The organism is Streptomyces sp. CBMA123, from assembly GCF_014596465.1.
Lineage (GTDB): Bacteria > Actinomycetota > Actinomycetes > Streptomycetales > Streptomycetaceae > Kitasatospora.
Genome location: NZ_MECK01000024.1, coordinates 23,794 through 44,164, shown reverse-complemented (window position 1 = coordinate 44,164; position 20,371 = coordinate 23,794). Strand labels below are relative to the sequence as shown.

Sequence of the window (20,371 nt, the reverse complement as noted above, 5' to 3'; positions counted from 1 at the left end):
GCTTGCGGATCATGTGGACACAGGTGGCCGCCGATTCGTTCCCGGGCAGCGGGTTCAGGGATCCCGCCCGGGAGTCGGTCCTGGCCGAGGCGGAGAGCAGGCTCGGGGACGAGCTGCCTGCCGAGCTCACGGAACTGCTGCTGGAGAGCAACGGGATCGTGGGCCGGACCGGCGTGGACACGGTCTGGACGGTCGAGCGGATCGTCGAGCGGAACCTCCATCTCCGGGCGGACGCTTCCATCGCCCAGCTGTACATGCCGTTCGATGCCCTGCTGTTCTTCGGGGACAACGGCGGAGGTGACCAGTTCGCCTTCGTACGGACGCCGCGCAGGCCGGACATCTTCGCCTGGGACCACGAGAGTGACAGCCGCAGCTGGGTCGCCCGCGATCTGCGGGACTACCTGGGGCGCTCGCTCGCCGCGGGCGGAGACGACTGGTACCGGTAGCCCGAGGGGGCCGGACCGGCCACCCCGCCTCAGCTGCGCTCGGCAGCCTGCCGCAGCAGATCCGTCGGCGAGGCCAGGACGGCGAACCAGGTATTCGCGGTCTCGTCCGCGACCGGAGCCCAGGCGGCCACCACCGGGAGTTCGCAGTGCTCGCCGGCCTCCATCGGGGGCAGCGTCCAGGTCATGCCGTGCCGGTGGCCGGAGTCCACACCCCATGTGCTGTGCGAGCGGTCGTAGACCTCGTCGATCAGCTCGGCCCACCGAGCGGGGACCTCCGCGCCGGCCGCCCCGCAGATCGCCTCCTCGTCCATGCCGCCGACGGTGAGCTTGGTGCTGTCGTCGTCGACCGTGATCGCGGCCAGCGACTGCCCACTGTCCCACCCGGCGTCGGCATTGTCCGCCAACCGTTCCGGCAGGCTCGCCGAGAACCGCACCCGCCCGAGCGGCGCGCGGGCGTCGATCCGCCAGACCGCCGCCCGGCAGCCGGTCAGCGGCCCCCAGGTCTCGGGGTCCAGCCCGGGATCGTACGGGGTCAGCAACAGCTCGACGCGGGCTTCGGGCCGGACCCAGCGGGCCACCGTACGGCCGCCCGGCAGCTCGAACCGTCCATCGGGCACGGGCGGAAGAGCCGTGTTCTCCACGACCGTGGTGAAGACCAGCGGGCCGAACGGCGTCTCGATGGCAGGCCGTTCGGCGGGACGCAGGCGGGTACGGGGGACGGCGGGGAGCAGCACCGCGTCAGCGTAGCGGAGCCCTGTTCCCTGACCCCCGGCGGATCGGACCGCGCCCTCGGTGGGCAGCGCGACCGACATCCTGGGTCGCCGGCTCCCCGCTGATCGTCACCGACATCCCGACCGCCGAACTGAGCGGGGCCACGACCATCGGATCGGCGCCAAGGGCGTGCGCCCCGGCCTCGGGCACCCCGAAACCTGATCATGCGGCTGTCCAGCCGAACGGGTGAAATGGGCGACGGCCACGCCCAACGTGACCTCCTCGCGCACAGGAGTGTCCACGACCACCTCAGCCCCGGCCGGACGGCCGCGTTCGAACAGGCTCTCGCCGCCTGCGCACTGGGCTCCGCCACCCTCCCGAGCCTGTGCGCGACCGGTTGGAGGACGTCCTGGACCGCGACCCGATGGTGCTCGAAAAGTCCCCGTTCGACCCGGGCTCGCCCGGAGGCAATCCACTTGAACGCCGAACTCGAACAGCACCATCATCGGACGCCATCCGCCCGCAACGGATCCGTCAACTCGGCCTGAGAAAAGGCCACTTGAGCCATCTCGCCAGACCCCGGGCGGTACTTCCCCACGTCCGCGAACCCTCTCCGCCCCTGGAGGATCTGTGGCCCGTCCCCCCGCCCCGGAGATCCACGTCCCACCCGCCCCGGGAGCCCCCGCGGCCCGTACGTCACGCAAGGAGGCGAACGCGTGAGCACCGCTACCTCCCCGACCGGGGCCGCCGACGAGGAACTTCAGTGGCTCGCCGACGGACGCCGCATCGAGGCCATCGAGGCGATCAGCGTCAGCGCGATGGCCCGGCGCCTGCCCGCGCTCGTCGTCCGCGCGTTCCGCCTCGGCTGGCGCATCGACCGCGCCTCCGTCGCGCTGCTGCTGACCTGCCAGGCCGTGTCCGCGGTGCTCGGCGCGGCGGGCCTGCTCGCGACCACCGGCACGATCTCGGCGCTGTTCGGCCCGGGCCGGGTCGGCGACAAACTCACCCACGCGGCGCCGTCGATCCTCGTGATCGCGGCGGCGGCCGGCGCCCGCTCCCTCCTGGGCATCACCATCCGCACCATCACCATCCACCTGTCGCCGCGCATCTCCCGGGCAGCGGAGGCCGCGGTGTTGCGCGCGACCGTGGCCGCCGAACTGACCGCCTACGACCACGCCGGCTACAACGACGAACTGGAAGCCGCCGACCGCGGCGCCGAGGTCTGTGTGGACATCGTCGGGGAGGCGCAGAACCTGCTCGCCTCCCTCGCCTCGCTCCTCGGCGCGGCCGGCGTGCTGACCGTGCTCCACCCCGCGCTCCTGCCGTTGCTGGTGCTGGCGGCACTGCCCCAGGGAGTCGCGTCGGTGCACGCCGCCCGGGTGCAGTTCCTGGCGAACCGCGCGGCGGTCGGCGACCGGCGGATCATGGCGAACCTGCGCTGGTACATCCACCTCAAGCGCAACGCCGACCAGGTCCGCTCCGACACCATGGGCGAGTTCCTGCTCACCAAGTACGACCAGGTCGGCCGGCGCCTGGACGCCACTTCCCGGCAGGCGGCGCAGCGGAGCGCCCGGGTGTCGGTGATCGGGGCAGCCGCGTCCGGCCTGGGCACCGCGGTGGTGTGGGCGGCGATGCTGTGGCTGGTCAGCACCGGCCGGATGAGCCTGCCGCGCGGCGGCGCGGCCGTGTTCGCCCTCACCGCGGTCAGCACCGGCCTGCGCGGCATCGTCGGCTACGGCGCCGACCTCTTCCGCACCGGCATGTACCTGGACGACTGGTCCCACTTCCTCGACACCGCCGGCGGCCACCGTCCCGAGCGCGGCACCGAAGTCCCCGGAGCACCGCGCCGGATCACGGTGGAGAACCTCGGCTACGCCTACCCCGCCTCCGACCGCAAGGCCCTGGACGGGGTGAGCCTGCACGTCGAACGCGGCGAGATCCTCGCCCTCGTCGGGGAGAACGGCTCCGGCAAGACCACCCTCTCCAAACTCCTCGCAGGGCTCTACCTGCCCGACACCGGATCGGTGCGCTGGGACGGACGCGACACCCGCGACCTCGACCCCCACGCCCTGTGGCGCCAAGTCGCCGTCGTCCCCCAGGACTACGCGCGCTGGCCGCTCACCTGCCGCGAGAACATCACCCTCGGCCAGCCCACCGCCGACGGCGACACCGCGGTACTGCGCGCCGCGGACGCCTCCGGGGCCGCCGACGTCGTCGCCAAGCTCCGCCGCGGCCTGTCCACCCTCCTGGCCGTGGAGTGGATGGGCGGCGAGGAACTCTCCGGCGGCCAGTGGCAACGCCTCGCCATCGCCCGCGCGTTCCACCGCGAAGCCGGCCTCCTCGTCCTGGACGAGCCCACCGCCGCCCTCGACCCACGCGCCGAACACCGGATCTTCCAGAACCTGCGGGCGGTCGCGCAGGAGCGGGCGGTCGTCCTGGTCACCCACCGCCTCACCAACGTCGCGGTCGCCGACCGGATCCTCGTCCTCGAAAACGGAAAAGTCCTCCAGGAGGGCACCTTCGCCGAACTGGTCGCCGACCAGGGCGGACGGTTCAAGGAACTGTGGGACCTCCAGAACGAGCGCACCGGCCTCCCCTCCCAACGGACCCTGCCCGCCCCCGACGACCAGCAGACCAGCCGGTGACCGGCCTCGCTGCGCCGCGCGGCCCGCCCCACGAGGAGGCACGCAACGCCGTGCCGCACCAATGCGAGGAACTGCGCCGATGGCCGCTCGACCGACTGCCGACCGACTGCCGACCGACACCATGCCCTACACCGCCCACGCCTTCCCCGGCCGGGCCGTGTGCCGTCAGGCCGAGGACCGCCCCTCCGACTCGGCGTCATGCGGAACCTCGGGGACGTGCGTGCCTCCATCGCATGCTCCTCGGATGGGCTGGCCGCGTCCGGGCTAGGTGGGCATCACCCCGTGGATGCGGGAGAGGGTGAACACCCGCTCGTCGTCGCGCAGGTGGCACCAGGCGTGGAGGTAGGGAGCGTCCAGGCCCAGCCGGCTGAGGGTGCGGACGGTGGTGTTGCCGGAGGTGGCGACGTACTCGATCGTGATGGCCTGCTTCTCGTCGACGGCGTGGGCCAGTTGGCGGACGTCCGTGAAGGAGAGGTTGCGCGCGTGCCCGGCGATGATCTCCTCCGTGTCGCTGGCATAGGGACGGCCGTCGTACGGGTCGGGCTCCGGGACCTCCTGCGGGGCGTCGCGGAGCCGGGCGGCGAGGGCTCGCAGGTCGACGGGCGTTCCCGGCTTCGTGGTGCGGGTGTCCGTCCGCCGTGTGCGGGGCCTGCCGCCGGGCGGGCGCGGGGACGGGACCCATGACGGGCTCGCCGCGCGGTGGTGCTGGGCCCGTTCGATGCGTACGGTCCCGTCGGTCTCCTCGGCGACGGGGGCGTAGCCCGCGGCCCGCAGTGCCGCGAGTGTCTCGCCCGGTGGGGTCCGGCTGATCAGCACCGTCGGTGCCAGTTGCCGCAGGCCGAGTGGGGCGAGCTTGCGGTGGGCGGCGAGTTCGGCCAGGAGGGCGGGCTCCTGGCCGTGGATCACACAGGCCGCGGAGACGACGCGCACCCGGCCGTGGCTGCGCGCGGTGTCGTGGATCAGGTAGGAGAGCGGTTGAGGCAGCGGCTCGACGGCGACGGCGGCCAGGTCAGCCGTGAGGGCGTCGGGGCCGAGGCCCGCGTCGAGGGCGCGGCGCACGCTGCCCGGGCTGAACCGCCAGACGGACGCCGCGCCGGCGCTCTCCCGGTCGGCGGCGGAGTCCAGCAGTGCGTGGAGGTGCGCCGACGGTGTGCCGGCGACCACCGCCGTGAGGTCGCTACCGAAGCGGGCGGTCCCGCTCGCGGCGGGCAGCAGCCGTCGGCAGGCGTCGCCCAGTGCTTCGGCGTCGTCAGCGTTGTCGGCGTTGTCGGCGTCGTTGCCGCTGTCGGCGTTGCCGGCGACGCCGTCGGTGAGCAGGGCAGCCCCGATCGGGGACACGGCCCCGAGCGCGAGTGCGCCGAGCAGTTCCGCCTCCCGGATCAGGGTGGCGAACGGCGTGGCGTCCTGGTGGAGTTCGTCGGCGAGCGGACGGAGCCACCCGACCAGTTCCCCCAAGTCCGCAGGATTCGCCGCGCCTTCGCCGGCCGGGAGCTGCGCCGCGGCGGTGAGCAGCCCGTGCTGGGCCTGGACGCAGCCTCCGCACGGCGCCGCCCCGGCGAGTGCCGGCAGGGCCTTTCCGTCCTCGTCGCGGCTTCCGCCGGGGGTCAGCGGGAGCGCCCACCAGGCCCGGAGCAGCGCGGTGAGCCGGTCGGCCGGTTCCCGCTCGGCCCAGGTGTCGTAGGCGGCGGTCGCCGCGACCCGGTCGCCGTCCCGGGCCAGCAGCCCGGCCGCGTTCGCCGTCTCCAGTACGAGGCGGACCACGAGCTCGTCGCACTGCGCGGCTTTGCCGATCCGGGACAGCTCGCGGGCGCCGACACCGCCGGCCTTGAGCCGGGCCGGTGGGGCGGCGGCGCACACGCCGAGGACGGAGGCGGCGTGGGCGGCGAACGCCATCGAGGCGGCCGCGGCCTCCCGTTCGACCTCCGACGCGGTGACGGGCACCGACCGCACGCCGGGCGGGACGGGTGTGAACGGGGCGTGCCAGTCGGCGCCGCGCAGTGCGAGGGCCACCTCGGCGGGCATCCGGGCCGGCCCGTGCCGGTACCGGTCCCGAATCAGCAGTCCCCGTTCCACCGCCCACCGTTCGGCGGGCGTGGAGTCGACCTTCGGACTCCCGAACATGATGAGGCCCGGTTGATCCGAGGCCTCCCGGGCCCGCCGCTCGAGGAGTTCCCGGGTGGCCGCGGGTGCCTTGGACACCAGCGCGCCGACCCGGGCGGGGTCGCTGTGATGGTCGACCAGCGCCGCCAGCCGCTGCTCCTTCCGGTGGGCGGCGGGTTTGACGTCGAGTTTCGCCAGCATCCGGGCCAGCTCGTCGGAGTTGGAGCCCGCGAGCAGTTGCACGAGCGGTGCGTCGAGCCCCAGCGGCGCGCCCCACGCGCTCCGCAGCGGCGCCGCCATGCGCAGCAGGCCGTTGCCGTCCGGCCACACCAGCGCGCGATCGGCCAACGTCTCCAGAACGGCGGCCAGTCCGTGGGCACGTTCCCCGTGCGCCGCGTCCAGGAGGCCTGCCAGCTCGTCCGGCGACGCGGCCGTCAACGCGGCGAGGGCCTCCGCCGCTTGAAGGCACGGCAGCGTGAGCCGGGGCAGGACCAGCGCCACCGACGCCGGGCGCTGGAGACGGTCCGCCAGTTCACCGACCGAACGCGGCTCCGGAACCGACGCGACATCCGGGCGCGCCGCCAGGACCCGCTCCAACTCGGGTGCGTCGAGGCCGCGCAGCCATGTGGCCAGTGCCGATCCGCTCTTCTTACCGATGGGGACACCTCGCCACGTAGGAGGACAGCCGTAACCGGCCAGGGCCGGCCGGGAACACCAGGATGGCCCATCGACGCCATTGCGTGCGACCTCCCCCGGAACTCACCTGGCGGGCCCGGATCTTCGAGACGATGGAGGATTCGAGGTCACGGATCGCGAGGGGCCGCCCTCCGATACGCGCTCCATCCGCCGACCGCCCGAGTGGCGTCAGTGGGTGGCCTCGACGGCGATCCCGACGAGTTGGAGGATGGCATGTCCCCAGGACGTGGCGGCGATCAGGACACCGAACACGACCGCAGTGAAGACGGTGAACGTCTCGTCGCTCCGACTGCGGGCCTCGGTACGGCGGCGGAGACGGATGACGATGAAGATGGCGAGGAACGCGGTCGCGCTGATCGTGTACTGCACTGCCCACCCTTGACGCTGAGTGAGGCCTCGGTTACCCGATGCCTGCTGCCATTCGGGCGAGCATGCCAGAGCGATCGGCGGTCCGGGGCCGGATTGCGGAAATCAGGCGGACGCGAACGGTCTCGCCGGGAGTTGGCCTGTCGCGCGGCCGGCAGGTCCAGCCGAGCCGATCGTACGAACAGCGACCGTGTTGCCCGGGGCGCTCCGAGAGCGAGCCATGACCCGGCGCGGACAGACCGGCGGACGGATCGCGGAAGGAGTCCAGTGCAGTGCTGCCTGCCTGCTTACCTGCCTGCCTGCCGAGCCGAGCCGCAGTGGGCGCCGGCGCCGACGGGTGGGGCGGGATCGACGGCCCTGCGCGCGGTGGCGGCGTCGGCAGGCGTCGGGGTGTCGCGGGGTGGGTGTGCGCGGGGCGACCGTAGCGTTGGCGGGTGGCTGAGACGGCGTCGACGAGCGCATCGCAGGTGAGTGCGGCTCATGTGATGGCGCCGGCGGTGGTGTTCGCGATTCCGGTGCTGAAGTTGGCGTGGACGCTGGGTGGCGGGGACGCCGCGCGGGATGCGTTGTCGGCGATGGGGCCGACCAACTGGGTCGATGTCGTCATCGGGATGTTCCTGGCCGAGCCGGTGCTGGCGACCGTGCTGGCGGCGGTCACCGCGCAGGTCACGTACGCGATTTCGGCCGCCCGGGGCGGAGCGGCGCGGCACCGGGGGCGGGCGCTGGCCGAGACGGCGGCACGGGCGGCGATCCTGCCGGGAGCGCTGGGGGTCGTCGTGGGGGCGTTCAACGGGGTGTGGTGGGGGGCGGTGGCCGGGGTGCTGGGCTATGTGCTGCGGCTCGGGGTGGTGGCCGAGTACCGTACGGGCGGGCGGTCCGCCGACACCGGACACCGGACCGGCCGGCCCGCCGTGACCTTCGGGACCAGGGCCGCGGAGGCGGTGCGGATCGCCTCGCTGCTGCTCGCCCTGGTCGTGCTGCCGCTCCTCTCCGTCACCGCCGCGCTGGACGGCCGGGCCTGGACGAGCGTGCTGCGGTGCGACGTGAACACCGGCTCGGGGCCCGAGCGGGCCCGGCTGGTCGAGCTGGACCGGCAGGCGCCGGGGGTGGTCGGCTGGGACGTCCCGGCCCGTGAGGTGGTCAGCGGCACCAACTGCGCCACCGACCCGGACGACGTGATCCGGGCCCCCTGGTGGCGCAGCTGAGGACCTTCGGCGGAATGCCGGGATGGACCAGCTGCGCACCTTGAGTCGGCAGTACGTCGCGGGACCGGTCCAGCCCGCGGACCTGCCGACGTTTGCCGACGACCTGCTCGTCACCGGCCTGGATTCCCCCGCGCTGCGCGACCTGGCCGGGCGGGCCCGGAGGGACCGGACCGACCAGGTCTTCCGCGAGGCGCTGGAGGAACTCGGCGCGGCCCGGCCCGACGGCGGGCTCCTCCGGCGCGACCAGCCGCGACCACGGCGACGGGCTGTGCGCGGACAGCTGCGGCGGCGACCGGCGGATGGCCGATGGCCGAGTTCCACGACGGTGCGGGTTGGTCGCTCTGGGCCACCGGCAGCCTCCGGCAGGGCACCCGGTTGCTGGACAGCCATCGACGACCAGCCGGCCAACCCCTGGAGCCGACCGGCCGCACCCGCGCCGGGACGGTCGCGCCCACACCGCCGTCCCCAGGCCCCCGGACGTCCCGGACGGCCGGACTGGCCGGACTGGCCGGACGGCCGGATGACCAGACGCGCTGACGCCGTCAGTAGATCAGGTAGCCCGGGCGGTGCCCCTCGTCCTCGATCTCGCCGGTGGCCTGGGCCCGCAGCTTGCGGGACAGTTCCTCCAGGGCCCGGGAGGCGGCGACCTCCTCGCCGATCCTGGCGAGCGGGCGGTCCTCCGCGCTCTTCTCGGCCTCGCCGTGCGCGCTCAGGCCCGGCGCCCTCGCGCCCGTCAACCTGGCGTCGCACACCGTGTGCACGCCGTCTTCGTCGAAGCTGAGCTCCACGTCCCACTGGTTGTGCATGCCACACCTCCTGGCGGCGGCCCCCATCACGCCGGTCCCGGCCGACCCGGGCGCTGGGCCCGTGGCGGCCACTCACACCAGCGTGCGCCCGCGCGACCCGTGGCGGCAAGCGCGGCGGTGACGGCGGCGACCAGTGCGGATCCGCCGCGTCCGATCGGTCCGGCCGCCGCCCCGGCGGTACGCTGACGGAAGCGTGCCGCGACCGCCGAACCCTCCCCCGGAACCGCCGGCGCGGCACGGGGCAGCGACAACCTGGTGGTCCCTCCGTGGCGGTCTTCCTCCTCGCTCTGAGCGCGGCCTGCTGTCTGGGACTCGGCTTCGTCCTCCAGCAGCATGCGGCGCAACGGGCCCCCCGTGCCGACTTGCTGCGCTGGCGTCTGCTGCTGGACCTGATGCGGATGCCCGAGTGGCTGCTCGGCACCGGGTTCATGGTCAGCGGTCTGCTCCTCTCCGCGCTCGCGCTCAACCAGGGCGAGGTGTCCCTGGTCGAGCCGCTGCTGGCGACCAACCTGATCTTCGCCATGGCGCTCTCCCGGGTGCTGACCCGTCAGACCCTCGGCCGCTCCGGCTGGGCCGGGGTGCTGCTGCTGGGCCTCGGGGTGACGGCGTTCATCGTGGCCGGACGGCCGACTGGCGGCGGTCCGCCCGCCGGGGAGCTGCGGCACTGGCTGGTGGTCGGCACGGTGGTCGGGCTGACCCTGCTGCTGGTCTCGCTCGCCCGCCGGCTGCCGCTGTTCGAGGAGGCCACCCTGCTGGCCCTCGCCGCCGGACTCCTCTACGGCCTGCAGGACGCGCTCACCCGCACCACCACCCAGCGCCTCGACCACGACGGGCTGATGGCGGTGCTGCGGACCTGGCAGCCGTACGCGGTGGTGGTGGCGGGCGTGGTCGGACTGCTGCTGGTGCAGAGCGCCTTCGAGGCCGCGCCGCTGCGGATGTCACTGCCGGCGCTGACCGCCGCCCAGCCGCTGTCCGGGATCGCCTGCGCGGTCGGCTTCCTCGGCGACCGACTGCGGGTCACCCCGGCTGCGCTGGCCTGGCAGGCGGCCGGGTTGGTGGCGATCGTGATCGGGGTGATCGTGATCGGCCGACATCCGGCGATGCCCGGCAGCAGCGTCCGCGACACCCTGGAGAGCATCGGGGTGCCACCGAGCGACCAGCCCGGCAACGGTGACGGCGGCCGGGAGCCGCGTCGTGGCGATGCCGGTGTCGGCCCTGACGGCGCCGGTGTCGGCAACAACGGCGGTAACGGTAACAACGGCGACGGCGGTGGCAGCCCTCACCGAGACGCTGGCGACGGCGGTGGCGGTGGCGGTGGCGATGACATCGACATGAACGGTGAGCACGGGTAGGCGGACCGATGTGCTGGAGCGCCCAGGCGGACGCCGTGGCCGGCGCGGCGGTCGCGGGCATCGGCGTGGCGTGCCTGGTCCGCGCCCGGCGCTCCGGGAGACCGCAGCGACTACCGCTCGCCGCGCTCCCGCTGGTGCTGGGCGTGCACCAGCTCGTCGAGGCGCTGGTCTGGCTCGGCACGGACGGTGAGTTGCCGTCGGCCCTCGCCGGGGCGACCCGCACCGCCTGGGCGGTGATCGCCCTGCCGCTGCTGCCCGTCCTGGTCCCCGTCGGTGTCTGGTGCGCGGCCCACGAACCCGGGCACCCCGCTGGCCCCGGCCGACGCCGCGTACTCGCCCTGCTGGCGCTGCTGGGCGCAGCGGTGGCGGTGCCGCTCGCGGTCGCCGTCGCCGCTCACCCGGTGACGGCCACCCGGCACGGCCACACCCTCGGCTACGCCATCGGCATCCCGTACCCGGCCCTTCTGCTCACCGGCTACCTCCTCACCACGGTCGGCTCCCTCCTGATCAGCGGCGACCGCCTGCTCCGCCGTCTCGGTCTGCTCACCGGAGTGGGCGCGGTCCTCTGCGCCCTGCTCTGGCGGCTCGCGTTCGTCTCCACCTGGTGTGCCCTCGCTGCCCTGGCCAGCCTCCTGCTGCTCCACTGGGCGGGACACCTGCCCACCGACCGTCGGTGAACGCCGGCGTCCGGCCCGCCCGACGGGCCCGGCCCTTACGACCGCGCCGCCTCCACCGCGCCCCCTGCTGCCCGGGCCTGCCCATCGACCGTGGCTCCCGCGGGCCCCGGCCGGACTCCCGGGCCCAGACCGGGAGCAGGACGGTCGTGAACCGGGCGCCGAGCAGGTGGGTGACGCCGGCCAGGACCGTCACCGTGAGCAGCAGCGGGACCAGCCCGGTCAGAGTGGCGCTGCCGGGGGTGGCCAGGACGAACCAGGGCGAGGCGATGGCCGAGATCCACCTCCCGGTCCGGGGGATCGCCGTGGCGGCGAGCACCCCGGCCAGCGGCCTCAGGCTGCGCACCGGCGGATGGGCGGTGCCGGCGGTCATTCGGCTCTCCCCTCCCCCGGTTCGGGCTGCCCCTGTGGTTCGGGCTGTCGCTGCGATTCGGGCTGTCGCTGCGGATCAGGCAGCACGTGGACCGCGACGGAGACCTGCTCGCTGCCCTCCGGCACCGGCCCCTCGGCGCCGACCCGGCGGTAGCGCCGGAGCACCACGGACAGTTCGGCCGTCAACTGCACGGCCTCGGCCGGCGTGAGCTGGAGCAGCATGTCGCTGAAGTCGACCGCCTTGCGCCACTCCCCGGGCATCGTCTCGAAGGCGTCGAGCGCACGCTGGGCGGTCAGGGTGTGCCCGGCCAGCACGGAGCGCAGGAAGCCGACGCCCGCCCCGGGCTCCTCGTCCGCCATGTCCTCCCCCGTCCAGACCGTCAGCCGGTGCGCCGAGCGCCACCACCGCTCCCGGGCGTTGCCGCGCTCGGTGTCCTCCTCGACGAAGCCCGCGGCGGCGAGCTGGCGCAGGTGGTAGCTGGTGGCTCCGGAGTTGAGCCCCAGCTGCTCGGCGAGCCTGGTCGCGGTGGACGGGCCGTGCTTGCGCAGCAGCTCGACCAGTTGCATCCGCACGGGATGGGCCATGGCCCTCATGCCCTTGGCAGTGAGGACGACGTGCGGGTCGTCGCTGTGCTTCCAGCCGCGGTCTTCGCTCATGACCAGGAGCGTAGAATCGCAAAGAACTGTTTGCAAAGGGTTTTTTGCGAAGATTTCTCTGCGGTCACCGGACCGGGCCTCGCCCCGCCGGTCGGAGGACCCGCCCACCCGCCGCTCGGCGGGGGCCGCGCCCCGCTTCGCGTCCCGGAGCCGGATTGTCACCCGGGCGGCGGAGGCGCAGGCTGGCACCAGGGCCCGGGAAGCGGCCCGCCCCGGTCGGCCGCGGAATCGATGACGGCCGCCGGTCAGGCACGAGGGGCAGGGCGATGGCACGCGGGAAGCTCTGGGGCTACGTCGCTTCGGGGGCCCGGGCGCTCGGTGCGCTCGGTGGCACGGGTGGCGTGGGTGGCGCGGGTGGCGCGGGTGGCGCGGGTGGCGCCGAACGCAAGGGCGACGGGGGCGCTCCGGACGGCCTCGGGCCGTTCCCGCCGACGGCGATGGCCGGCCCCAGACCACTCTCCCGGACGGAGCTCGACCGGCTGAGCTGGACCGACCGGCAGGCCGGGTGCGAGCCGCAGGCACGGCACGTCCAGGTCACCGAGGTGGTGCGCCGGGTGGTGCGCGGTGGCGGCCGGGCCGCAGCCGTCACGGTCAGGCTCGCGCCCGGGCTACCGGTGGTGGCCGGCGACGCCCGCCGGCTGGAGGCCGCGATAGCCGGGCTGCTCGACCACGCGATCCGGCGCAGCCCGCTGGGCGGCCGGGTACTGGTCCGGGCTGACGTCACCCGCCCCGGCCCGGCGGCGCCCTGGACCGCGACCGGACGGGACACGACCGGGTCGGATACGACCGGACACGGCGCAATCTGGCCGGACACGCCCGGACTGGGCGCCACCGGACAGGGCGCCACCGGTCGCGGCCGGGAGCGGGTCGAGATACGAATATCCGACCGCGGGACGTACGAGCCGCCCGAGGCCCGCGAATGGCTGCCGGCGGGCGTCCGGGCCACCGGACCGGTGGGCCCCGCGCTGCACAGCCTGGTGGTGGCGGCGGGCGGACGCCTCGCGGTCGAGCCGACCCCCGGCGGCGGCCTGACCGTCGTCCTGCTGCTCGCGGTCGCCTACGACTAGACCCCGCGCAGACCCCGCGCGAACCCCGCACAGCCCCCCGCGCCCGCACGGCACCCCGCCCGGCGGGGTGCGCACCGCCCGGCGGAGTGCGCACCGCGCGGCGAACGGAGGGCTCCGAACCTAGACTTGCCCCATGCCCCGGCTCAACGACCAGGTCAGGGAACTGCTCCAGGAGTACGCCGACCTGATCAACATCACCGGCGGGGACGCCTTCCGGGCCCGCGCCTACGAGAAGGCCGCCCGAGCCGTCGGCGGCCATCCCGAGGACGTGGCCGGTCTGGACGTCAAGGGACTGCAGCAGATCCCCGGTGTCGGCAAGTCCACGGCCGAGAAGATCGCCGAGTACCTCGCCACCGGAGAGATCCCGGCGCTGGAGGCCCTGCGCGCCGAGATCCCGTCCGGTGTACGGGAGATGATGGCCGTCCCCAGCGTCGGCCCCAAGCGCGCCCTCGCCCTCTACCGCGACCTCGGCATCGCCTCGGTGGACGAACTCGCCGGTGCGATCCGCGCCGACAAGCTGTCCGGTGTGGCCGGATTCGGCGAGCGCAGCGGGGAGAAGATCCTGCACGGCATCGAGCTGATGCGGCAGTCCGGCGGCCGGACCCTCCTCGACGCCGCCACCGAGCTGGCCGAGCAACTGGTCGCGGCGCTCTCCGCCGTCCCCGGCTGCACCCGCTGCGCGTACGCGGGTTCGCTGCGCCGGATGCGCGAGACGGTGGGCGACATCGACGTGCTGGCGACCGCCGCCGACTCCGCTCCGCTGATGGCCGCGCTCACCGGACTCCCGTACGTGGCCGAGGTGATCGGCAGCGGGCCGACCAAGACCTCGGTCCGCACCGCCCAGGGCATCCAGGTGGACCTGCGGGTCGTCCCCGAGGAGGACTGGGGCGCCGCGCTGGTCTACTTCACCGGGTCGAAGGCGCACAACATCAAGCTGCGCACGATGGCGGTCCGGGCCGGGCTCAAGCTCTCCGAGTACGGGCTGTTCGAGGTCGGCGGCGACACCGGGAAGGGCGGCGCGAAAGGCTCGAAGGACGTGGGGGATGGAAAGGGCAAGGCGGCGGAGGGCGCCAAGGTGGTGTCCGCCACCGAGGAGGAGGTGTACGCGGCGCTCGGCCTGCCCTGGATCCCGCCGACGCTGCGCGAGGACCGGGGGGAGATCGAGGCCGCGCTGGACGGTGAACTCCCGGACCTGATCCAGGAGTCGGACCTGCGCGGCGACCTCCACACCCACACCGACCTGACCGACGGCCTGGCCACCCTCACCGAGATGGTCGACACGGCGGCGGCCCGCGGCTACTCCTACTACGCCGTCACCGACCACGCGCCGGACCTGGTGATGCAGCGGATGACCGACGAGAAGATGCTCGCCCAGCGCGAGGAGCTGCGCCGGCTCGCCGACCGCCACAGGAAGTTGCGCCTGCTGCACGGCACCGAGCTGAACATCGGCCCGGACGGCGGCGTGGACTGGCCGCCCGGGTTCCTGGCCGGCTTCGACGTCTGCGTGGCCTCCGTGCACTCGCACTTCACCCTCGACCGCGCCGCCCAGACCCGCCGGTTGATCCGCGCCTGCGAGAACCCGTACGTCCATGTCATCGGCCACCTCACCACCCGCCGGATCGGTCGGCGCGGACCGATCGACGTCGACCTGGACGCGGTGTTCGCCGCCGCCGCGCGCACCGGCACCGCGATCGAGATCAACAGTTCCCCGCAGCGGCTCGACCTGCGCGACGAGGACGTCCTGCGGGCCAAGCGGCACGGGGTGCGCTTCGCGATCGACAGCGACGCCCACGCCACCGGCCACCTCGCCTACCCGCGCTTCGGCATCGGTACGGCGCAGCGCGGCTGGCTCACCGCCGAGGACGTGATCAACGCGTGGACGTGGCAGCGGCTGAAGCACTTCCTCCGCAAGGACGCACTGCGGAAGTAGTCCGCCGTCGCTACGGCCGTGGTTGCTACGGCCGTGGTTGCTACGGCCGTGGTTGCTGCAGCTGCCCTACCCCTCCCCCAGCGAAGCCCCCGGCGTGGCCAGCACCCGGGCCGCGCTGCGGTGCCCGAGCCCGGCCGCCAGGCGGAGGTCCCCGGAGTCCAGGAAGCCGGCCAGGAAGCCCGCCGCGAAGGCGTCGCCGGCCCCGGTGAGGTCGCGCACCTCCGCGACCGGCGGCACCGGCACGGTGAACAGCCCCTCGCCCGGCACGTCGACGGTGGTCGCCTCGGCCCCCGACTTGGTGACCACCGTGGTGGCCGCCAGCCGGGCGCGCTCCGGCCCCGGCAGGCCGTCCACCAGCAGCCCGAGGAAGGCGGACTCGGAGCGGTTGGCGAACACGAAGGTCGGTGCCAGCTCGGCCAGCAGGCCGAGGAAGCGCTCCCGCCCGAACTGTTCCAGCATCCCGGTGGAGGAGGCGTCCACCGAGGTGGTGCCGCCCGCTCGCCGGACCCGGGCGAGTGCGTCGAGCGCCGTCCGGCCGACCGGCTCGCCGTCGAAGGAGTAGGCGGGCACGTGCAGGTGGGTCAGGCCGGTCAGCCAGTCGTCCGGGACGCGTTCCAGCAGCTTGGCAGCGCCGCGGTCGGGCAGCATGGTCCGCTCGCCGTCCCGGTCGATCAGCACGACGATGCTGCCGGTCTGGCCGTGCCGCTGCACCCGTACGTCCACGCCGTGGCCGCCGAGTTCGGCGACCACGCCGTCCCCGACCGGGTCCGCTCCGACGCAGCCGAGGAAGCGGGCCGGGTACTGCCCGGCGGCGAAGCAGGCGACGTTGGCCGCGCTGCCGCCGCGCCGGCGGAAGACCTGGGCGCCGGAGTCGGTGCCGTGGCGCAGCGGGCCGTCGACCCAGACCACGATGTCCTCGACGAGGTCGCCGAGCACCCCGAGCACGGGTCAGGCCCCGGTGGAGGCGGCGGACCCACCGGCCCGGGCGGCCAGGGCGGTGGCGATCTCGCCGCCGAGGCGCACGTTGCCGCGGTAGACCTCGACGTTGACCTCCAGGCTGCGGCCGTCGGTGTCGCGCTGGATGTGGTCGAGCAGGAAGGGGGTGGAGGCGTTGCCGGTGATGCCCCGGCGTTCGGCCTCGGCCCAGGCGCGGGCCAGGATGCCGTCCAGTTCCTCCGGCGGCAGCTGCTTGGCCGGGTCGACCGGGTTGGCGATCAGGACGGCCTGCGGCAGGTCGAGTCGGTCGCGGGCGTCGATGATCCCGGCGGCCTCCTCGGGCGACTGCACGGCGAAGTTGATCTCGTGGCCGGAGTCGGTGACGTAGAAGCCGGGATACTTGGTGGTGCGGTAGCCGATGACCGGGATGTTGAGGGTCTCGAAGCGCTCCAGGGTGGCCCGGATGTCGAGGATGGACTTCACGCCGGCGCTGATCACGGTGACCGGGGTGGCGGCCAGGGTGGTCAGGTCGGCGGACTCGTCGAAGCTCTCGGAGGCGCCGAAGTGGACGCCGCCGAGGCCGCCGGTGGAGAACACCCGCACGCCCGCGCGGTGGGCGAGGAAGGCGGTGGCGGCGACGGTGGTGCCGCCGTGCCGGCCGAGCGCGGCGACCACCGGCAGGTCGCGCAGGCTGACCTTGTCCAGGCCGTCGGCGGCGGCGAGTTCGGTGATCTGCTCGGTGCTCAGACCGACCGTGGGGACGCCCGCGTGCACGCCGATGGTCGCCGGGACGACGCCGGCCCCGCGCAGCCGCTCCTCGGCTTCCAGCGCGACGGTGAGGTTGCGCGGTCGCGGCAGGCCGTGGGTGAAGATCGTCGATTCCAGGGCGACCACGGGACGGCCGTCGGCGACGGCCTGCGCGACCTCCTCGGAGATCCGGATGGCGGGGGCGCCGGCAGGGGTGCTGGCGGGGGTGCTGACGGGCAGTCCGGTCATGGTGGGAGCTTCCTGTGAGATGCCACTGCGACGGGGCAACGCGACGATCAGCGTAGGGACGGTTCGGATCGGAAACCAGAATGAGTCCTGGGGTTTCTGATAGCTGATCACCTATCAGTTCGCACTAGGATGATCCGCATGGGCTTCACCTTGCGACAGCTGGAGGTCTTCCTGACCGTCGCCGAGACGCTGCACTTCGGCCGGGCCGCCGAGCGCCTGCACATCTCGCAGCCGACGGTCAGCCAGGAGGTCGCCCGATTGGAGCGGACCGTCGGCGTCGAGCTGTTCGACCGCAGCCGCCGCTCGGTCGCGCTGACCGAGGCGGGCGAGGTGATGGCGGCCGAGAGCGCGCGGCTGCTCGAACAGGCGGGGGCCATGCTGACGCGGGTCCGGCTGCACGAGGAGTCCCGGCTCGGGACGGCCCGGATCGTCGCCTCGCCGAGCGTGGTCAACCGGCTGCTGCCCGCCGTGGTCAGCCGGGCCGAGCAGGAGCTGCCCGCGCTCGACACCGCCGAACTCGCCGTCGACACCGGGCAGGTCTCCACCACCCTGGCCGGCGAACTCGCCGACATCGGCCTCGGCCGCTTCCTGGAGGACGTCCCCGGCTACCGGCTGGAGCGGATCGCCGACGAGCCGGTCCGGGTCGCCCTCGGCCGGGACCACCCGCTGACCGGCCGGGCGAGCCTGCGACTGGCCGAACTGCGCGACCTGCCACTGCTGTTGTGGCCGCGCGAGCAGCACCCCCGGTACTACGACCACGTGCTCGGCCTGTGCGCGGAGCACGGCGTCGACCCGCCGGTACTGGTCAGCCCGCCGCGGATCGTCGGCTCCCGGCTCTACCTGCTCGCCCGCAACCGCGCCTTTTCCCTGGTGCCAGGTTCGATGACCGGCCACCTCACCGAGGACGTGGCCACCGTACGGCTGGAGGGGCGGGCCACCCTGCCGCTGGAGATGCAGTGGCGCACGGACGACCGGCGGCCCCCGCTGGCGACGCTGCGCAACCTGATCCGGCAGGAGGCCGCGGAGTTGGAGGAGTGGTAGCGCCACCACGTGCGGCGGAAGCCGCGGGAACCGGAAGGCCCGCGGCAGCGCCCGACGGCCACTCTTGACGCTCACATGCCAGCGCCGGAAGGATGCCCGGATCACCCACCCGGCCCGGCGCGCGCCGACGGGCCGCCCGACCCGGGGATCCACCTTGGCCCTGTTCCCCCCGCGCCCCCGTCGCCGCCTGCTGCGCCGCCTCGCCGGACTGCTCGGCGCCACCGCCCTCACCCTCGCCGGCACCCTCACCGCCGCCGCGCCCGCCCACGCCGACTTCGGCGACGGCTACCACGACCCCGTCACCGCGACCAAGCCGCTCACCCGCCCCGACACCCGCTCCTGCAGCGTCGAAGTGATGCACGACCGCGAGTTCCGCAACGGCTACGGCAACCCGCCCGACACCCCGTACACCGCCACCCTCACCCCGCCCGCCGACTGCGCCGGGCCGTGGTCCGCGGTGGTCCTGGACCTCCACGGGCAGGTCGCCGGGCGGCAGTTCGACCGCATCTTCAGCGTCCGCATCGGCGGCGTCCAGGTGCTGCTGTCCTCCACCCCCGAGCCGTCCAAGGACGGCATCCAGTGGAACGTCGAACGCGATCTCACCCGCTACGCCCCGCTGTTCGAGGCCGGGCCGCAGCCGTTCTCGCTCGACCTCGCCAACGTCACCGACGCCACCTACACCGGCGTCTACAAGCTCTCGGCGAGCCTGACCTTCTACACCGCGGACGACCGCTGGCCGGCCGCCCACGGCGCCGACCAGGTCCTCACCACCGGCCCGTTCTCGCTCACCCAGGCCGCTCCGGGCACCGCCAAGGACGTCACCTTCCCGCGGAACCTGCAACGCCTGACCGCCGAGGTCTACGCCCGGGGCGGCGGCGCCTGCGAGGAGTTCGCGTACGCCTCCGCGCCGGACGCCTTCGTCGCCGCCAACCCGTCGATCGGCGCCTGCGGCAAGGGCCCGTTCCGCGAGCTGCGGCTCACCGTGGACGGCCGGGTGGCCGGAGCGGTCTGGCCGTACCCGGTGATCTACACCGGCGGTTGGGACCCGCTGCTGTGGCGGCCCGTCCCGGGCGTCTTCGCCTTCGACCTGCCCGCCTACCGGCTCGACCTCACCCCGTACGTCGGCCTGCTGCTCGACGGGCGCCCGCACAGCGTCGGCATCACGGTCAACGCGGCCGAGGCGCAGAGCAACGACGTCTGGACCGGCCAGGTCAACCTGTTCGCCGAGGTCGACCACGGCACCGACCGCACCTCCGGGCAGCTCACCGACTACCGGGTCGCCCCCGAGGCCGCCGTCGCCACCCAGCTCGCCGACCACGGCGGCGGCAGCGGCGACTGGACCGTCACCGCCGCCCGGCACGACCTCGCCCGCGGCTGGGTGCAGACCTCGCACGGCCGGATCACCACCGAGGTCCGCGACGACCTGGCGTTCAGCTCCGCCCAGCAACTGCGCGACAGCGGCAACGACGTGACCCTGCACAACAGCGCCGACCTCACCCGCACCACCGGCACCTGGGGCGGCGGACCGCACCGCACCACCACCGTGCACGAGGGCGAACCGCTGGACGTCACGTACAAGGTGACCCACGACGCGGCCGGGAACACCGACCAGAACACCGCGATGGACCTCGGCTACCACCGCGAGGCCACCGCCGCGACCGGCGGCCACGTCACCGAGCGCTCCACCGTGGACCACACCCTGCGACCCACCGCACGGCGCCACGACGGCGACCGCACCGTCCGCACCGGCGGCAGCACCGAGGACTACCGCAGCACCGGGCCGGACGGGCCGTACCACCGGACACTGAGCTTCGTCGACGGGTGGCCGAAACCGTAAGGCCCGTCGACTCCGACGTGCGAGATTTGCCCGAATTCGGACCGTTCACCCCTGGTGCACACGCCGTGGGAGGCGCATGATGGGAGGTGGACCTGCGAGGCAGCTGAAGGAAGTTCGACCGCAGGAGGCAGTGGCGACAGGTCGAGACGGATCAGGGTCTGCCGCTGGTACTACCTCGGTCGACGATCGAACTACCGGCCGGAGGACGTGACGTCCGGAGGCCACCCCCGCCTCGCAGGTTCCGCGCGTCCACGGAGCATCCCCTCGACTCCGTGGACGCGCTCGTTCCCCGCCGGACCGGGCCGTCGCGGCCTCCGGATGTCCACCGGTGCGACGTCCGGCCGCAGTTCGGCCCTGGCTCCACCATGACCCGCCCGCGGGGCCTGCGCGGCGGCGGCCGGGGGCACTGACCACGCCCACCACCCCGCGCGGGCTCGGCCCGCGGTGCGCCCGACCGGTCGGCGAACGCGGCCTCGACCGCAACGCGTTCAAACCAGCGCTCCGCCCGTCCCGCTGAACGCCCGGGGGTACGGG

At 74.0% G+C, this 20,371-nt stretch carries 15 protein-coding genes and 2 pseudogenes; 9 read left to right on the top strand and 8 right to left on the bottom strand.

Annotated elements, in window-relative coordinates; genetic code table 11:
• Window positions 1–11 precede the first annotated feature (11 nt).
• Window positions 12–446: an SMI1/KNR4 family protein gene (locus BG452_RS04855; protein WP_188302901.1), complete on the top strand. Its 435-nt coding sequence runs from the start codon at window positions 12–14 to the stop codon at window positions 444–446.
• Window positions 447–475: 29 nt separating this feature from the next.
• Here BG452_RS04855 and BG452_RS04850 read toward each other — a convergent pair whose 3' ends face one another.
• A complete protein-coding gene (locus BG452_RS04850; RefSeq protein WP_188302900.1) occupies window positions 476–1,180 on the bottom strand; it encodes a hypothetical protein in 705 nt (234 codons plus the stop codon).
• A gap of 693 nt (window positions 1,181–1,873) precedes the next feature.
• Here BG452_RS04850 and BG452_RS47580 point away from each other — a divergent pair.
• On the top strand, window positions 1,874–3,802 hold the full coding sequence (locus BG452_RS47580) for an ABC transporter ATP-binding protein (protein ID WP_317620905.1): 1,929 nt from the start codon (window positions 1,874–1,876) through the stop codon (window positions 3,800–3,802).
• A 264-nt stretch (window positions 3,803–4,066) separates the two neighbouring features.
• Here BG452_RS47580 and BG452_RS04840 read toward each other — a convergent pair whose 3' ends face one another.
• Both BG452_RS04840 and BG452_RS04835 read right to left on the bottom strand, forming a co-directional pair.
• Complete coding sequence (locus BG452_RS04840; RefSeq protein ID WP_223241756.1) at window positions 4,067–6,499, bottom strand: helicase C-terminal domain-containing protein; 2,433 nt, start codon at window positions 6,497–6,499, stop codon at window positions 4,067–4,069.
• A 267-nt stretch (window positions 6,500–6,766) separates the two neighbouring features.
• Window positions 6,767–6,967 (bottom strand): hypothetical protein, encoded by a 201-nt coding sequence (locus BG452_RS04835; protein WP_317620904.1) that lies wholly within the window; start codon window positions 6,965–6,967, stop codon window positions 6,767–6,769.
• Between the two features lie 464 nt (window positions 6,968–7,431).
• Between BG452_RS04835 and BG452_RS04830 the strand changes: the two genes are divergently transcribed.
• Window positions 7,432–8,169, top strand: a complete 738-nt coding sequence (locus BG452_RS04830) for a hypothetical protein (protein ID WP_188302899.1) — start codon at window positions 7,432–7,434, stop codon at window positions 8,167–8,169.
• A 542-nt stretch (window positions 8,170–8,711) separates the two neighbouring features.
• Here BG452_RS04830 and BG452_RS04825 read toward each other — a convergent pair.
• The gene (locus tag BG452_RS04825) at window positions 8,712–8,975 is read right to left on the bottom strand and encodes a dsRBD fold-containing protein (RefSeq protein ID WP_188302898.1); all 264 of its coding nucleotides are present in this window, start codon (window positions 8,973–8,975) and stop codon (window positions 8,712–8,714) included.
• Between the two features lie 266 nt (window positions 8,976–9,241).
• Here BG452_RS04825 and BG452_RS04820 point away from each other — a divergent pair.
• Window positions 9,242–10,081: pseudogene (locus BG452_RS04820) on the top strand (DMT family transporter); the annotation flags it as partial.
• A 254-nt stretch (window positions 10,082–10,335) separates the two neighbouring features.
• Window positions 10,336–11,004 (top strand): DUF6629 family protein, encoded by a 669-nt coding sequence (locus tag BG452_RS04815; protein ID WP_188302896.1) that lies wholly within the window; start codon window positions 10,336–10,338, stop codon window positions 11,002–11,004.
• 208 nt (window positions 11,005–11,212) lie between these two features.
• On the opposite strand, the pseudogene BG452_RS45310 reads toward BG452_RS04815, so the two are convergent.
• A pseudogene (locus tag BG452_RS45310) lies at window positions 11,213–11,374 on the bottom strand (MFS transporter); the annotation flags it as partial.
• Window positions 11,371–12,030: an ArsR/SmtB family transcription factor gene (locus BG452_RS04810; protein WP_188302895.1), complete on the bottom strand. Its 660-nt coding sequence runs from the start codon at window positions 12,028–12,030 to the stop codon at window positions 11,371–11,373. The gene BG452_RS04810 and the pseudogene BG452_RS45310, both read right to left, overlap by 4 nt.
• Before the next feature lie 266 nt (window positions 12,031–12,296).
• On the opposite strand from BG452_RS04810, the gene BG452_RS04805 reads away from it, so the two are divergent.
• Together BG452_RS04805 and polX are read left to right on the top strand one after the other, a co-directional pair.
• Window positions 12,297–13,097, top strand: coding sequence for a hypothetical protein (locus BG452_RS04805; RefSeq protein ID WP_188302894.1), 801 nt, complete (start codon window positions 12,297–12,299; stop codon window positions 13,095–13,097).
• Between the two features lie 133 nt (window positions 13,098–13,230).
• A complete protein-coding gene (gene polX, locus BG452_RS04800; protein WP_188302893.1) occupies window positions 13,231–15,027 on the top strand; it encodes a DNA polymerase/3'-5' exonuclease PolX in 1,797 nt (598 codons plus the stop codon).
• A 66-nt stretch (window positions 15,028–15,093) separates the two neighbouring features.
• Here the strand turns inward: polX and BG452_RS04795 are convergent, their stop codons facing one another.
• Both BG452_RS04795 and BG452_RS04790 read right to left on the bottom strand, forming a co-directional pair.
• Window positions 15,094–15,972, bottom strand: a complete 879-nt coding sequence (locus BG452_RS04795) for a carbohydrate kinase family protein (RefSeq protein ID WP_188302892.1) — start codon at window positions 15,970–15,972, stop codon at window positions 15,094–15,096.
• A gap of 3 nt (window positions 15,973–15,975) precedes the next feature.
• Window positions 15,976–16,959, bottom strand: coding sequence for a pseudouridine-5'-phosphate glycosidase (locus tag BG452_RS04790; protein ID WP_188302891.1), 984 nt, complete (start codon window positions 16,957–16,959; stop codon window positions 15,976–15,978).
• A 138-nt stretch (window positions 16,960–17,097) separates the two neighbouring features.
• On the opposite strand from BG452_RS04790, the gene BG452_RS04785 reads away from it, so the two are divergent.
• Both BG452_RS04785 and BG452_RS04780 read left to right on the top strand, forming a co-directional pair.
• On the top strand, window positions 17,098–18,000 hold the full coding sequence (locus tag BG452_RS04785; RefSeq protein ID WP_188302890.1) for a LysR family transcriptional regulator: 903 nt from the start codon (window positions 17,098–17,100) through the stop codon (window positions 17,998–18,000).
• 154 nt (window positions 18,001–18,154) lie between these two features.
• Window positions 18,155–19,837 carry a peptide-N4-asparagine amidase gene (locus BG452_RS04780; protein ID WP_188302889.1) on the top strand — a complete coding sequence of 561 codons (1,683 nt, stop codon included), beginning with the start codon at window positions 18,155–18,157 and terminating at the stop codon, window positions 19,835–19,837.
• Window positions 19,838–20,371 lie beyond the last annotated feature (534 nt).